Origin of the sequence: Massilia solisilvae (assembly GCF_024753215.1) — a bacterium.
In the GTDB taxonomy this organism is placed as follows: Bacteria; Pseudomonadota; Gammaproteobacteria; order Burkholderiales; family Burkholderiaceae_D; genus Telluria; species Telluria solisilvae.
Genome location: NZ_JANUGV010000001.1, coordinates 814,276 through 827,026, shown reverse-complemented (window position 1 = coordinate 827,026; position 12,751 = coordinate 814,276). Strand labels below are relative to the sequence as shown.

Below are 12,751 nucleotides of genomic sequence, written 5' to 3'. Positions count from 1 at the left end.
TAGGGGTACCTGGGCGCTGCCTGTACGGCTGAAGCAAGGGCGGCAGCGGCCAGGAGGCCAGTAGCACGTTTCAAGGTCAACACTTTTCCCTCCTCGTCGCATGGTGCCTCCCCAGCGTAGCCGCCAGGGCGGACCACGGTTTGACATCGCTTAAGCGCGGAAGAGAAACCGCACCCCTGGCCCGCCCACTTGTATCCGCCGCGGGTATTGATGGGTTTAAATAAAAAAGGCCGCATCCCTTCGAATGCGGCCCCTCACATTATTTCCTGCGAAGTTAGCGGATCGCGGCGATCACGCGTTTGGCAAACTCCGCCGGGTTGCCGGCGTGCCAGCGCCACACGATCACGAGGTCGTGCTCAGGCGAAACAACGATGTCGTTGCTGCCCGCGCCCAGCGCCGCGAACGCCGTCGCAGGCAGTCCCGGCAGGTTCTTGCCCCTGGTGTTGAGCCACCACAGGTAGCCGTAGTCCGGGCCGTGCTCGCTCGGGGTGAGCGCCGCCTTCACGTACGCCGTCGGCAGGATCTGCTTGCCGTTCCACGCGCCGCCGCGCAGCCACAGGTAGCCGAAGCGCGCCATGTCCCAGGAGTTGATCCACATGCCGCCGCCCCAGCGCGTACCGCCGCTGACCGAGGCTACTTGCTTGCCGTTCAGTTCGACATAGCTGTTGTGGTAAGGCACCCATTTCCACGTGTTCGACGCCCCGATCGGGTTCATCACTTCCTGCTCGAACACCTCCGGCACCGGCTTGCCGAACACGCGCAGCAGCGACAGTGCAAAGCGGTTGATACGCACGTCGTTGTATTCGTAGAAGGTGCCCGGCTGCTGGAAGGTGCGCGGCTTGCGCTCGCCCGCGCCGAAGGCCTCGTGGCCGATGAAGTTGGCATTCTTGCCCCACAAGCTGCCTTCCCACTCGCTTTCCTGCTGCAAGTGGTGCTTCCAGGTGATCGGCGCGTTGTGTTCGGAGGCATAGCCGCCGTCGTTCACCAGTTTCGCCACCGGCTCGTCGAGATTAGCGATGCGCCCGTCGCGCACGGCCACGCCGGCAACCGTCGAGAGCATGCTCTTGGCCACCGAATAGGTCGGATCGACGAAATGGGTGTCGCCGAATTCAGCCACCACGTAGCCCTTGTAGATCACCACGCCGTTGGTCGCCGCGCGCTTGGTCGGCAGCGATCCCAGCGGCGTGCCGAAGGTGGCCTGCTGGTCGGAGAAATCGCGCTCACGCGTGGTCTCGTGCGACTGGGCAAAGGCGACCGCTTCGGCCAGCCTGGCCGGGTCCATTCCCAGCTCGGCCGGGGACTTGTGCGCCCAGGACTGGGCCGGCGGATAGTACGGCGCGGGCGCAGGCGCGGCGGCAAAGCCGGCCCGCACGACCAGCGCAAGGCAGAGCCCGAGGGCGGTGCGGCGCGGCAAACTCGTCATGTTTGTTGTTTCCACTTTGAATACGGCAAACGAATCAGACTTGAGTTGTAGTAGCGAGGGTCGCCCGTGACCTCCTCGCCGATCCAGGCCGGCTTGGCGAAAGCTTCGTCCTCGGACGCCAGCTCGATCTCGGCGACCGCCATACCGGCGTTCTCGCCCAGGAATTCGTCTACTTCCCAGGTGTGGCCGGCGAACGCGATACGACGGCGATATTTCTCGATCAGGGGACGTTCGCACACGTGGTTGAGCAGTTCGGCGGCCTCAGGCAATGGAATCGGGTATTCCCATTCCCCGCGCGCGGCGCCCTGGTTCTTGCTCTTGATGGTGATCCACGCCTGGTCGCCTTCGATCCGCACGCGCACCGTGCGCGCGGGATCGAGGTTCAGGTAGCCCTGGCGCATCAGGCTGGGCTCGCCCAGCGCGCGCCAGGCGCCGCCTTCGAGCAGGAACTTGCGCTCGATTTCGACACCCACGGGTCAGTCCAGCGATTGCAGGATCGGCAGCAGCATGGCCGCGCCCAGCGCCGCGCTGCGTGCGCCGTTCCAGCCGGTGTGCAGGTCGGGCAGGTTGGCGTTGTCCTTGAACGGCATCTCGAGCGTCAGCGACAGGCATTTGAAGGTATGGCCGATGTACTTGGAGGCCAGCGTGAGCAGTTCCTCGTTGTACTTGCTGGCTGCGTAACCAACCTTGTTCTGGAAGTCCGGGCTGGCGGCCATGTAGCGCTCGATGAAGGCGTTCTGGCGGTTCAGGCGCTCGGGCGTGAAGTCGGCCAGCATTTCGTTGCCAGCTACAAAGTTATACGGCAGCGCCTCGTCGCCGTGGATGTCGAAGAACATGTCCACACCGGTTTCGTGGATCTTGTTCTTCACGCACAGCACTTCGGGGCTGCGCTCGGGCGTGGGGGTCATCCACTCGCGGTTCAGGTTGGCGCCGGCCGCATTGGTGCGCAGGTTGCCGCGCGCCGCGCCGTCCGGGTTCATGTTGGGGACAATGTAGAACACCGCACGCTGCAGCAGCTTGCGCGAGACCGGGTTGGCGTTGTCGAGCAGCGCATCCATCATGCCCTCGACGAACCATTCGGCCATGGTTTCGCCCGGGTGCTGGCGGGCGATCACCCAGATTTTCTTCTCGGCGGCCGGGTTGCCGATCACCACCAGGTTCATGTCGCGGCCATCGACCGTGGTGCCGATGTCGAGCACGCGCGCAACCGGGTTTTCGGCCACTTCGCCCAGCAGGCGCAGGTGGCGCTCCCAGCTGTAGGGCTCGAAGTAGGCGAAGTAGATGCTGTCCAGCTCAGGCGTGACGCGCACCGTCATCACCTGGCCGTCGAAGGTGGTCGGCACGCGGAACCAGTTTTCGGTGTCGTAGCTGGCGCAGACCTGGTAGTCCTCGAAGCCCTTCGGATAGGTGGCCTGGCCCGCGTTCAGAAAACGGATCGTGCAGGCCTGGCCGCGCGCGCCCTGCAGGCGGAAGTGGAACCACTGGTGGATGTCGGCGTGCGAATCGCTGCGCAGGTTGAGGTCGATCTGGTCGGCTCGCTCCGCGTTCACCACGTCGATGGCACCGGAGTCGAAAAGCTGGCTGATCTTGATGGGCATGGGCTGATCCTTAATTAATGATTCACAACACGCCCCATGATACCGGATTTGCCCCGGCCGCCCCAGCCTCTCGCGCCCGTGTTTACTCGGCGTCCAGGTCGATCAGGTCGTGCCGGTATGCTTCGAGAATCTGGCGCAGCAGCTCGACATTGGAGCGGTCCAGCATCACGGTCAGGTCCTGCTTCATGTTCTCTGCCTGGAAGTTCATGCGCAGCGCGCCCGGGAATTCCTTGCACTGCACGCTGGCCGCGCGCGGCGCGTTCCAGTCCTCCTGCAAGATCGGCGACGGGGCCGGCGGCGGGCGCAGGGTCGGGTCCTGGTTCACCGGCAGATGCTTGAGCAGCCAGAACACGATCGTAGCGGGAATCACGATACGCACGTCACTCGCGCCATGCGCGGAAAACTTTGCGAGCAGCACGTTGCCGACCTTGTCGCACTGCATGGAGATACTCTTGACTTGACGGATGACCGCTTGTTTCACGACGATTCCTCAGGTAGATGGGTTGAAAACGGCGCAGCGATTCTAACCCATCCGTTTGGCAAACGGAAAGAAAACGGGGAGCTCGCTGCTCCCCGTCCTTGCTTGCACAGTTGCCGCCGGCGCAGGCCGGCAGGAACGCTTACTGCTTGTTGCCGCCGCGCGAACTTTGGCGATTGCCGCCGCTGCTGCTGCGCGCTGCGCCGCCCGAGCTCGCGTTGGCCGACTGGCGGTTGCCGTGGCTCATGCTGCCGGCGCGGCGGGCCTCTTCCGAGGTGAACTCGTGCGCAGTGCCCTTCGCGTGTGCTGCCTTGCCGCCCTGGCTTGCGATCTCGCGCTGGCGTGCCGGGTCCATCGATGCAAAGCCGCGGTTGCGGGTGCCACTGCTCTGGCTGTTGCCTTGGCTGCCGCTTTGCTTGTTGCCTTGGTTGCTAGATGCCATGAGTACTCTCCTCTTCTCATAAAAACCGCCGCGTCCTGCGGCAGGCCTTGGTCCCCACCGCACAGCTCGCGCCGATGAGTGAGGGTCGAAATCATCTTAGGCATGCAGGCTGGATGAGACTATAGGACGTTTTCAGATGACTTTGTAGGAATTCACGAGACAGAAAATGCTGTGTCGAAAGGTACTTCCACTCGTCAATTCCCCTAGGCAGAAACCGTCCTACACATCGCCCTTCCGTCTTCCTATACTGCTCTTTGACCAAAGCGCGCATCATTGTGTTTTCAGGCAGCGTCAGCGGCGCTTCCTGCCTTTGTCTTCTTTCGAAAGGAACGGACATGGACGCGAACCAACGCAGCGAAGTGAACAACCAGACCAACAACGGCGCCAACGAGAAGTGGACCCCGGGGTCGCAGGGCAAGACCCAGGCCGAGGGGCCGCTGGACCACACCTACCCGCAAGGCGCCGTGCAGCAGCGCGGCAACCAGCAGGAGGGTCATGCAGGCACGCAGCAAAGCGGCGCCGGCCCCGGCATCACCGGCCCGGCCCAGGACCTGGGCCCGGACCTGCACGGCGGCTCGATGCAGACGCAGCAGACCGGCGGTACCGGGCCGCAGCAAGGCATCACCGACAGCCACCAGCGCGCGATGGAACAGCGCTCCGGCGCGTACGGCAAACTGGAAGAGCCTGTCGGAGATCGTCCGAAGGACACGGGTGTTTCCCTGCAAGGCGATCGCCAAAGCGGCAACACGCAGGCCACCGAACGCATGAATCCGCAAAACGCGGCGCAGCCGGAATTACAAGGCGGCTCGCTGGGTGTTCATCACGGCAGCCAGCAGTCGACCCAGGGCGGCGGGCAGTATGGTCCGCAGACGGCGATCCCGCGCAACCAGGGCGGATCGATGGGACAACAGGCAGCAACCGCGCAAGGGACGCAAGGCGGCGGACAGCTCGGGCCGCAGCTTGACCAGGCCGGCATGCAGCGCACCGGCTCGATGAGCCAGCAATCGGGCAGCTTGCAAGGCCAGGGCACGGGCATGGCGCAGCCGCGCGGGACGCAGCAGGGACATGCCAGCACCGACCGCATCGGCTCGCAGACGGGGAACTATCAGCGCGAGATGGGCACGCACGAGTCCAACGACGTGACCGGCGGCCTGCCGCGCAGCCCTGGCAACAGCGGGCCGTATCCGGACAAGCGCAGCACGCACCTGACCGGGCCGGACAATCTGGCGGACCTGCATCGGGACGACATCGGCATCCACGAGTCGAACAACTCGTCCGGCGGCTTGCCGCGCAGCCCGGGCGGCGCCAACAAGCTGTCGGCGGACGAGAAGATGGACGACGATACCGGGTTTTCGAACCCGCGCCGGTGAACGGACAGCGCACTGGACAAGTTCACTGACGTCGTTCCGGCGCACGCCGGAACCCATGCTGAAACTGCCGTGTCGCGGCAACTAACCAAGCCGCGGGCGACTCGAACTCGGCATGGATCCCGGCTTGCGCCGGGACGACGGAGCGATCCCAGAGGTCGGGGGGCTCTCGGGCCCACGCGGGCGGTCACGCCGCGCGTGTGTCCGCGTGGGCACAAGGGCCCACCCTACGGATCAGGCGCAGGTGTAGCTGGTCTTGACCGTGGTGAAGAACTCCGCCGCGTAACTGCCCTGCTCCCGGGCGCCGTAGCTCGATCCCTTGGTGCCGCCGAACGGCACGTGGTAATCGACGCCTGCCGTGGGCAGGTTGACCATCACCATGCCCGCCCTGGCGTTGCGTTTGAAGTGCGTGGCGTGCTTCAGCGAGGTGGTGCAGATGCCTGCGGTCAGTCCGAACTCGGTGTCGTTGGCCAGCGCCAGGGCATGCTCGTAGCCTTTGGCGGGAAGCACCGAGGCGACCGGGCCGAAGATCTCTTCGCGCACGTGGCGCATGCCGGGCGCGCAGTCGGCAAACAGTGCCGGCCGCAGGAAATAACCCTCCGTTTCCAGCGCCAGGCGATCGCCGCCGCTGACCAGGCGTGCGCCTTCCTGTTTGGCGATCTCGATGTACGACAGGTCCTGTTCGAGCTGGCTGCCGTCCACCACCGGGCCAATGTCCACACCCGCATGCAGCGCGTTGCCGATCTTGAGCTGGGCCATGCGCGAGGCCATCGTATCGATGAACTTTGCGTAGATTTGCTCGTCCACGATCAGGCGCGACGAGGCAGTGCAGCGCTGGCCGGTGGAATAGAACGAGCCCTGGATCGCGGCGTTCACGGCCACGTCGAGATCGGCGTCGGCCAGCACCACGAGCGGGTTCTTGCCGCCCATTTCCAGCTGCACCTTGGCGCGGCGGCGTGCGCAGGCCATCAGCACCCGCTCGCCGGTGGCGGTGGAGCCGGTAAAGCTGATCGCGTTGACCCGCGCATCGTTGAGCATCGCTTCGCCAACCACGCGGCCCGGTCCCATGACCAGGTTGAACACGCCCGGCGGCAGGCCGGCACGGGCGATGATGTCGGCCAGTGCCCATGCGCAGCCCGGCACCAGGTCGGCAGGCTTGAACACGACCGAGTTGCCATACGCAAGTGCGGGAGCGATCTTCCACGCCGGGATCGCAATCGGGAAATTCCACGGCGCGATGATGCCGATCACGCCGACCGGCTCGCGGCTGATGTCCACCTCCACGCCAGGCCGCACCGAAGCGAGCTTGTCGCCGCGCACGCGCAGCGCCTCCTGCGCAAAGAACTTGAAAATCGTCCCCGCGCGGGCCGCCTCGCCGATTGCCTCGGGCAGCGTCTTGCCTTCCTCGCGCGCCAGCAGCGTGCCCAGCTCGGTCTTGCGGGCCAGGATTTCGTTGCCGATCGCGTCCAGCGCGTCGGCGCGCTGCTGCACGCCGGACAAGCCCCAGCCCGGCGCCGCCGCGTGCGCGGCCTCGATGGCCAGCGCAGCCTCTGCGGCGCCCGCGCTGGCGTACTCGTCAACGATATCGCTGCGGTCGGACGGACTGCGCGTGGTAGTGGTGGCGGCGCCGTCCACCCAGCGCCCGCCAATATACAGTTGTTTCATGTTGTGTCCCCTCATCCCGGATTTGGCTCTTTACAGGCGCGAGTGTATCAAAGCCGCGCCCGCCTGCACCTGTGTGTTCGCAGGGGGTGACATGTTCACAGCCCCGTGCGCAGGCTGGCGAAGTAGTCGATGGTGCGCGTCAGGCCATCTTCAAGCCGCGTTCGTGGCACCCAGCCCAGCATGCCGCTGGCAAGCGCAATGTCCGGCCGGCGCCGGGCCGGATCGTCGGCCGCGGGATGCGTGTGCACGATGCCCGCCGGCGAGCCGGTCAGGCCGATGACGATGCGCGCGAGCTCGAGCATGCTGATCTCGTCCGGATTGCCCAGGTTGACCGGGCCGCAGAAGCCGTCCGGCGAGGCCATCAGCGCCAGCAAGGCGTCGACCATGTCGTCCACGTAGCAGAACGAGCGCGTCTGGCGCCCATCGCCGTAAATGGTGACCGGGCCGCCGGCCAGCGCCTGAACGATGAAATTCGACACCACCCGGCCATCGTCGGCGTCCATCTGCGGCCCGTAGGTGTTGAAGATGCGCGCGATCTTCACGGCCACGCCGTACTGGTGCCGGTAGGCGTAGCACAGGGTCTCGGCACAGCGCTTGCCTTCGTCGTAGCAGGCGCGCGGGCCGATCGCGTTGACCCGCCCGTGATAGGACTCCGGCTGGGGATGCACCTCCGGGTCACCGTACACCTCGCTGGTCGATGCCTGCAGGATGCGCGCGCCCTGCTGCCGCGCCAGTTCCAGCAGGTTGAGCGCGCCGACCACGCTGGTGCGGGTGGTGTGCACGGGATCGGACTGGTAGTGGCGCGGCGACGCCGGGCAGGCCAGGTTGTAGATCTCGTCCACCTCGGCCAGCGCCGGCTCGGTCACGTCCTGGCGGACAAGGTGAAAGCGCGGATTATCCAGCAGCGGGGCCAGGTTGCGTGCGCGTCCGGTGACAAAGCTGTCCAGGCATAACACCTGGCAGCCGTCATCCAGCAGCGCGCGGCACAGGTGCGAGCCCAGAAACCCGGCGCCCCCGGCAACCAGCACCCGCCTGCGCTGGGCGCGGCTCATGCCCCAGCCCCGACCTTGCCCTTCTCGACGAAGAACGGCCCGATCGCCAGCGCGTCCAGCGGGCTGGTGAAGAAGGCCGCGAGCGCGTCGCGCGGCGTGCACACGATCGGCTCGCCACGCGTGTTGAACGAGGTGTTGACCAGCACCGGCACGCCTGTCCGGTGTGCAAACGCCTGCAGCAGCGCATGCAGCGCCGGGTTGGTCGCCGCGTCCACCGTCTGCACGCGGGCGCTGCCGTCCACGTGGCACACCGCCGGTATCTGTGCCGCCTTGTCGGAGCGCACCTGGTCCACGAACAGCATGAACGGCGACGAGGTACCGGTCTCGAACCATTGCCCGGCCGCATCGGCCAGCACGGCCGGTGCGACCGGGCGAAAATCTTCGCGGTCCTTGATCTGGTTGAGCTTGTCCTGCATCGCGGGATCGAATGGCGACGCCAGGATCGAGCGGGCGCCGAGGGCACGCGGGCCGAATTCCATCCTGCCCTGAAACCAGCCAAGCACCTTGCCCCTGGCCAGCAGCGCAGCCGCAGCCTGGGTCAGGTCGCCGGGACGCTCGAACGCCAGCCCCGCGGCGCGCAGCTGGGCCCCGATCTCGCGCTCATCGAACGCCGGCCCAAGGAAAGCGTGGTCCATGCGCCAGCGGCGCGCCGGCCAGCCGCGCTCGCTCGCATCGACCCACAGCGCCGCGCCCAGCGCCGTGCCCGCGTCCCCCGCCGCGGGCTGGACCCAGACCTGGGCGAACGGCCCGCGCGCGCGCAAGCGGCCGGTCAGCACGCAATTCAACGCCACGCCACCGGCCATTGCCAGGTTGGCCGACCCGGACTCGACATGGAGCCAGTCGGCCAGCGCGAACACGATTTCCTCAAGCACCGCCTGCAGCGAACAGGCGATGTCCATGTGGCGCTGGCGGAGCGATTCGCCGGGCTCGCGCGGCGGTCCGAACAGTTGATGCCAGTCGGGTTCCGTCACGTCATAGCGGCCCCCGCCACGATAGCGCACGCATTCACGCAACTGGTTCGCGTACACGGGCCGGCCGAACGGGGCCAGCGCCATTACCTTGTACTCGTCGCTCGCATGCAGGAAGCCCAGGTGCGCGGTCACCGACTCGTACAGCAGCCCCAGCGAATGCGGAAAATCGACCTGCCCGATGCGCGCGTAGCGGCCGTGCTCGAACACGCCATAGCTGGTGCACGCACGTTCGCCCCGCCCATCCATGACCAGCACAGCGCATTCGTCGAACGGGGCGGCGAGGAAGGCGCTGGCCTCGTGCGCGCGGTGGTGCTCCACGTAGTGCCAGCGGTACGGCGCGTCGTGGCCGATGCCCTGGAACAGGTGGCGCAGGTGGTGCGGCGCCCCGCCCGCCAGCTGACGGGGTGCGTTGACCACGTAAGCCAGGCCCAGCGCCTCCCACGGCGGCGCCCCGCCCCCGGCAGCCGATGGTTCGAGCGGCAGCGTGATGCCGGCCGACGTGTTTCGCTCGCCAAGCTGCAGCCAGGGATCGTAGGCATAGGCCACATGGTCTACGTCGCGCATGGCCACCCCTGCCTCGCGCAGGCAGCACGCGATCGCGTTCCAGGGCAACTGCCAGACCGTGAACGGCACCGGCCGTTTGCCGTGCTTGATGCGGGTGAAGCGCTCTTCCTCGGCGGCGACGCGCACGACGCCGTCCTCGACCAGGCAGGCCGAGCAGTCGTGGAACGCAGCGTTGATGCCAAGCGTGATCATGCCCGCAGCTCCCTGTAACGCGACAGGCATCACCATAGCGCGCCGCATCCGCTTTGCAAGCCGCACGAACGGGTTCCCGCAAAAAACTGCCGAGTGTTTGACCCGCGACAGACATCCTGAACGGAGTTAAGCCGGGCCGAACTGTCCAAATGGCAGATATTCGGGAGACACAGTGCATGGTTTCGACGGCAGACCCACCGCGCCCGCCCCGCCACTTCGGCGCCGAGCTGCTGCAAGTGCTCGCGGCGTTCCGGTGGCGCGTCAGCTTCTCGGTCATCCTGCTGCTTGCGGCCAAGGTGACCACCGTCGCGGTGCCGCTGGTACTCAAGCGCATCATCGACGCGTTCTCGCAGGTCAATTTTCCAGCTACCCTGCCGGTTTACCTGCTGGCCGGCTATGCCCTGCTGCGCTTTGCGTCGACGCTGTTCAACGAATGGCGCGACCTGCTGTTTGCGCGCGTGACCTTGAGCACGGTCTCTGCCTACGCGCAAAAAACCTTTGCGCACCTGCATGCGCTGGGGCCGCGCTTTCACGCGCGGCGCCAGATCGGCGCGCTGCTGCCGGACATCGACCGCGGCACCAACGGCATCGCCTTCCTGCTCGGCGTGGGCCTGTTCACGATCGTGCCGACCCTGGTCGAAATCGGCCTGGTGCTGGCCATCATGCTACAGCGCTACAGCGCCCAGTTCTCCCTCATCATCGTGACCACCTTCCTGGTGTATGCCGGCTTCACGGTGATCTTCACGGCGCGCCGCGTGGTGTACCAGCGCCGGGTGAACAAGCTCGATGCGCGCTCCAAGGGCCAGCTCGCGGACAGCCTGATCAACTACGACACGGTCAAGTATTTCACCAACGAGGCGCACGAGCGCCAGCGCTTTGCCGGCATCATGGCGCGCTGGCTCGAAGCCGGTGCGGGCAACCAGCGCGCGCTGTTCACGCTGCATGTGGGGCAAAGCGCCATCATCGCGCTGGGCGTGGCCGCGATCATGCTGCTGGCCGGGCAGGAGGTGCTGCGGCGCCACATGAGCGTGGGCGATCTCGTGCTCATCAATTCGTACGCGCTGCAGGTGTGCCTGCCACTCAATGCGCTGGGCTTCGTGTACCGCGAATCGCGCGACGCCTGGGTCAATGCCGAGCGGCTGCTCGCGCTGCTGGCCGAGCGCCCCGACATCGAGGACACGCCCACCCAGCCGGCGCTGTCGCCCGGCCCCGGCGACGTCGTGTTCGAAAACGTCAGCTTCCACTACGACCCCGAACGCCCGGTGCTGGCGGACGTGAGCTTTCACATCCCGCCCGGCGAAACGCTGGCCGTGGTCGGGCGCAGCGGCTCGGGCAAATCCACGCTGGCGCGGCTGCTGTTGCGGTTCTACGACCCGGTGTCCGGCCGCATTCTCATCGACGGCCAGGACATTGCCAAGGTGCGCCCCAGCAGCGTGCGCCAGGCAATTGGCGTGGTGCCACAGGAAACGGCGCTGTTCAACGACACGCTCGGCGCCAACATCGCCTATGGACGCATCGACAGCAGCCGCGAGCAGGTGGTGGAGGCAAGCAAGTCGGCGCAATTGCACGATCTCATCAGTTCCCTGCCCGATCAATACGACACCCCGGTGGGCGAGCGCGGCGTCAACATTTCCGGCGGGGAAAAGCAGCGCATCTCGATCGCCCGCGCCTTCCTGAAGAACCCGCGCATCCTGATTTTCGACGAAGCGACGTCGGCACTTGATTCAGATTCAGAACACGCAATCGTGCAGGAACTCGACCGTTTGTCGCGAAATCGAACCACTCTCATCATCGCGCATCGTCTGTCCACGATCGTCAACGCCAACGCCATCATCGTGATGGACCGCGGGCGCATCGTCGAGCGTGGCAGCCATGCGGAGCTGCTGCGGCGCAAGGGGGCGTATGCCCGGCTGTGGCTGCTGCAGCAGCGGATGGACCAGGACATGCGGCGCGCGACATCGTAGAGCAAGCGGAGAGAACAATGCCAACAACGACAACGTCCACCGACACCGAGGCCACGGCGGTGTCGGTCGTGGTGCCGACCTGCGGCAGGCTCGACCTGCTCGACCGGTGCCTGGACGCGCTCACGCGCCAGACCCTGCCGGGGCCGAGCTACGAGGTCATCATCGTGGACGACGAGCCCAACCACAACACGCTGCACCTGGTGGCGGGCTGGCGTGCGCGTACGCTCGACCGCGGGCCGCGGCTGGTGTACGTGTCCAACGCCGGTCCGCACGGCCCGGCGGCGGCGCGCAACCGCGGTTGGCGCATCGCCCAGGCGCCGGTCATCGCCTTCACCGACGACGACACGGTGCCCTCGCCCACCTGGCTGGCCAGCGGCCTGGCGGCGTTCCGCGATGGCGTGGACGCACTGTGCGGCCGCATCGAAATGCCGCTGCCCGCACGGCCCACCGACTACCAGCGCGATGCCAGCCTGCTCCAGACCGCCGAATTCGTCACCGCCAACTGCTTCTGCCGCAAGCGGGTGCTGGAACAGCTCGAGGGCTTCGACGAACGCTTCACCAGCCCCTGGCGAGAGGACAGCGATCTGCACTTCCGCCTGCTCGAAATGCAGGCCACCATCGCCCACGCGCCCGAGGCGCTGGTGGTGCACCCGGTACGGCCTGCGCCGTGGGGCGTGAGCGTGCTCCAGATCCGCAAGGTCGCGTTCGACGCACTGCTGTACAAAAAGCACCCGCAGCTGTACCGGCAAAAAATCCGTGGTGGCCCGCGCTGGGACTACTACGTCATCGTGGCCGCGCTCCTTGCGCTGCTGGCCGGGCTGGCCGCCAGCAGCAAGCTGCTCTCCACGCTCGCGGGCGCCGTCTGGCTCACGCTCACGGTGCGCCTGTGCGTGCGCCGCCTCACCGGTACCGCCAAAACCCCGTCCCATGTTGCCGAGATGGTCTTCACCTCGGCCCTGATACCCCCGCTCGCCGTGTTCTGGCGCGTTGCGGGGGCAATCCGCTACCGCGTCCGCTTCGCCTGAGGGGCACCGA

At 66.5% G+C, this 12,751-nt stretch carries 11 protein-coding genes; 3 read left to right on the top strand and 8 right to left on the bottom strand.

Annotated elements, in window-relative coordinates; translation table 11 throughout:
• Positions 1 to 274 precede the first annotated feature (274 nt).
• The 5 genes from NX773_RS03630 to NX773_RS03610 all read right to left on the bottom strand — a co-directional run bounded on the left by NX773_RS03630 (position 275) and on the right by NX773_RS03610 (position 3,941).
• On the bottom strand, positions 275 to 1,423 hold the full coding sequence (locus NX773_RS03630) for a serine hydrolase domain-containing protein (RefSeq protein WP_258855004.1): 1,149 nt from the start codon (positions 1,421 to 1,423) through the stop codon (positions 275 to 277).
• On the bottom strand, positions 1,420 to 1,896 hold the full coding sequence (locus NX773_RS03625; protein WP_258855003.1) for a CYTH domain-containing protein: 477 nt from the start codon (positions 1,894 to 1,896) through the stop codon (positions 1,420 to 1,422). The genes NX773_RS03630 and NX773_RS03625 overlap by 4 nt, the downstream gene beginning before the upstream one ends.
• A gap of 3 nt (positions 1,897 to 1,899) precedes the next feature.
• Entirely contained in the window at positions 1,900 to 3,021 is a 1,122-nt protein-coding gene (locus tag NX773_RS03620) for a M14 family metallopeptidase (RefSeq protein ID WP_258855002.1), read from the bottom strand.
• A gap of 82 nt (positions 3,022 to 3,103) precedes the next feature.
• The gene (locus NX773_RS03615) at positions 3,104 to 3,502 is read right to left on the bottom strand and encodes a hypothetical protein (RefSeq protein WP_258820947.1); all 399 of its coding nucleotides are present in this window, start codon (positions 3,500 to 3,502) and stop codon (positions 3,104 to 3,106) included.
• 139 nt (positions 3,503 to 3,641) lie between these two features.
• Positions 3,642 to 3,941, bottom strand: a complete 300-nt coding sequence (locus NX773_RS03610) for a KGG domain-containing protein (protein WP_258820948.1) — start codon at positions 3,939 to 3,941, stop codon at positions 3,642 to 3,644.
• A 335-nt stretch (positions 3,942 to 4,276) separates the two neighbouring features.
• Here NX773_RS03610 and NX773_RS03605 point away from each other — a divergent pair, with 335 nt between their 5' ends.
• The gene (locus tag NX773_RS03605; RefSeq protein WP_258855001.1) at positions 4,277 to 5,311 is read left to right on the top strand and encodes a hypothetical protein; all 1,035 of its coding nucleotides are present in this window, start codon (positions 4,277 to 4,279) and stop codon (positions 5,309 to 5,311) included.
• Positions 5,312 to 5,542: 231 nt separating this feature from the next.
• Here NX773_RS03605 and NX773_RS03600 read toward each other — a convergent pair whose 3' ends face one another.
• The 3 genes from NX773_RS03600 to NX773_RS03590 all read right to left on the bottom strand — a co-directional run bounded on the left by NX773_RS03600 (position 5,543) and on the right by NX773_RS03590 (position 9,752).
• Complete coding sequence (locus tag NX773_RS03600) at positions 5,543 to 6,973, bottom strand: aldehyde dehydrogenase family protein (protein WP_258855000.1); 1,431 nt, start codon at positions 6,971 to 6,973, stop codon at positions 5,543 to 5,545.
• Between the two features lie 95 nt (positions 6,974 to 7,068).
• A complete protein-coding gene (locus NX773_RS03595; protein ID WP_258854999.1) occupies positions 7,069 to 8,025 on the bottom strand; it encodes a UDP-glucuronic acid decarboxylase family protein in 957 nt (318 codons plus the stop codon).
• A complete protein-coding gene (locus tag NX773_RS03590) occupies positions 8,022 to 9,752 on the bottom strand; it encodes a carbamoyltransferase family protein (RefSeq protein ID WP_258854998.1) in 1,731 nt (576 codons plus the stop codon). The genes NX773_RS03595 and NX773_RS03590 overlap by 4 nt, the downstream gene beginning before the upstream one ends.
• 176 nt (positions 9,753 to 9,928) lie before the next feature.
• Here NX773_RS03590 and NX773_RS03585 point away from each other — a divergent pair, with 176 nt between their 5' ends.
• Both NX773_RS03585 and NX773_RS03580 read left to right on the top strand, forming a co-directional pair.
• Positions 9,929 to 11,716: an ABCB family ABC transporter ATP-binding protein/permease gene (locus tag NX773_RS03585; protein WP_258854997.1), complete on the top strand. Its 1,788-nt coding sequence runs from the start codon at positions 9,929 to 9,931 to the stop codon at positions 11,714 to 11,716.
• Positions 11,717 to 11,733: 17 nt separating this feature from the next.
• The gene (locus NX773_RS03580) at positions 11,734 to 12,741 is read left to right on the top strand and encodes a glycosyltransferase family 2 protein (protein ID WP_258854996.1); all 1,008 of its coding nucleotides are present in this window, start codon (positions 11,734 to 11,736) and stop codon (positions 12,739 to 12,741) included.
• Positions 12,742 to 12,751: the final 10 nt, after the last annotated feature.